A 2,062-nucleotide genomic window follows, 5' to 3' on the forward strand; every position below is an offset into this window, starting at 1 on the left:
CTCGCCTCGTTCAGGGTGGGAATGACGACACTGACTGACGCCCTCGGAGCTTCGAAGGCCAGCATCGGGAATGTTATTGGGAGCTGGGTTGAAATAGACAAATGCCTCACCACTTCATGACGCTTGCGGATTTAGTCAACTCCGCACTCGGCTCGGAAGTCGGGCGCGGCACTAGCGCTACATCCGGTCATGGGTCTGGTCTCTGGCCCAGCTCTCATTCATTGCCATTGACTCTGGCCGTGCAAAGAGCCTACGTTGCGCTCCATGAGCTATCACGAGTAGTCAGTACTCGCTTTTAAGAGCACTCCCGCTGACTGTTCGTAAGTACAGGGATTTACCAACGGGCGAATTCTTTAGGTATGGGGTATTGGGAACACAGTAATTATTAGGTACAGGGCTGTCATTGTGCGCCTCATTGGGCGCTCCTACGCTTGTGGCCTAGGGCTTCTGCCGTCGTTTCTGTCGACGTATATGCGGAGTTCAGGCGTGACATCCAAGAACCCAGGAGATCAGCCATGAAGATAAATAGGCCCGTCAAGTGGCTAAGCCAGGCACTCGTCCTTAGCACCCTATGCGTAAGGCGGGGAGGTGGTCGCTCGGCTGGTCTTCGTCTACGCGGGTCGCGGAATCTGCGGCTCCATGCACTGCTGACAGCGCTGCTGCTTGCGCTGGGTGGTGTTCTGGTGGTGCCGGTTGCGGCGTCGGCTGCTCCGGGTGATGTTGGGGTTGAGGGTCCGTCGCATTCGGGGACGGGGACGCCGACGGGTACGAAGCGGGCGACGAGCGGGTTGTGGTTCAACGACGGGCTCTGGTGGGGGAACCTGTGGGACACTTCCAGCTCGGATTTTCATATCTTCCGGTTCAATGCCGCGTCGAGCTCGTGGGTCGATACGGGTGTGGCGACGGACACGCGGGCGAACACTCATCATGACGTGTTGTGGGACGGGACGACGTTGTATGTGGCGAGCTATCGGTTCGTCAACGACGGTGTGCCGGCTGAGCCGGGCTTCCCAACGACGATGCGACGTTACAGTTATAGCTCGAGTACGAAGACGTACTCGCTGCTGGCGCAGAGTCCTACAAACATCAACAACTACCGCGTAGAGGCCCTGACCATCGATAAGGACTCGACGGGTCGGGTGTGGGCCACGTGGCAGCAGGGGAACCGGATCTATCTGAACGCCACCGGCACGGATGGCAAGACCTGGGGCACGCCGTTCCCGCATCCTGCGTCGTTGAGCAACGTGTCTGTGGACGACACGTCGGCTGTGATCGCGTTCGGACCCGGCAAGATGGGTCTGATGTGGAGCCGGCAGGTCGGTGGCTCCACCGACGGCATGTACTGGAGCTACCGTGCCGACAGTGTCGGCGGAGCCCCGAACACCGGATGGAGCACTCCTGTGGCGGCGGTGTCGGGGCAGCGCAGCGCTGATGACCATATGAACTTGAAGTGGCTGGACTCCTCGGGTGACCGGGTTTTCGCCGCCGTCAAGACGTCGTTCACGTCGGCGCCTCAGCCGCTGATCCAGCTGTTGGCATTGAATGGCACGACCTGGTCGGCGCACCCGATCGCGCCTGTGTCGGAGTGCCCGAACCGGGTGATCGTCCTGATTGATGAGAGCACGCAGAGACTGCGTACCTTCGCTACCTATCCGAAGCCGAGTGGCACGACGAACGCCGGTGTCTGCACTTCCTCGGGGGGTGCGATCTACGAGAAGTCCTCGCCGCTGGACAACATCAACTTCACCACCGCGAAGACGGCTCGTATCGTGGACGCCGACCAGTATGTCCACAACGTGACGTCAACGAAGCAGAACCTCAACAGCGCGGCGCGGGGCACGGCCAACAGCGGTCTGCTGTTGCTCGCCGATGTGAACGCCACGAGCCGGTACTGGCACTCCTACGACCCCAGCGGTGGTGGTGGTGGTGATACGACGGCTCCGACGGTGACGGGTACGTCTCCGACTGATGGTGCGACTGGTGTGGCGGTGACAGCGAATGTGACGGGGTCGTTCTCGGAGGCGATGGATGCCTCGACGGTCACCTCGAGCACGTTCACGCT

Annotated in this window: 1 protein-coding gene; it reads left to right on the forward strand. The window is 60.8% G+C overall.

Annotated features, from left to right (window positions below):
* Positions 1-788: 788 nt before the first annotated feature.
* Positions 789-2,062: Ig-like domain-containing domain (locus NG698_RS21510; protein WP_252612315.1), on the forward strand; the 1,274-nt coding region annotated here is incomplete at its 3' end.

This window comes from Pseudarthrobacter raffinosi, assembly GCF_023913735.1.
In the GTDB taxonomy this organism is placed as follows: Bacteria; Actinomycetota; Actinomycetes; order Actinomycetales; family Micrococcaceae; genus Arthrobacter; species Arthrobacter raffinosi.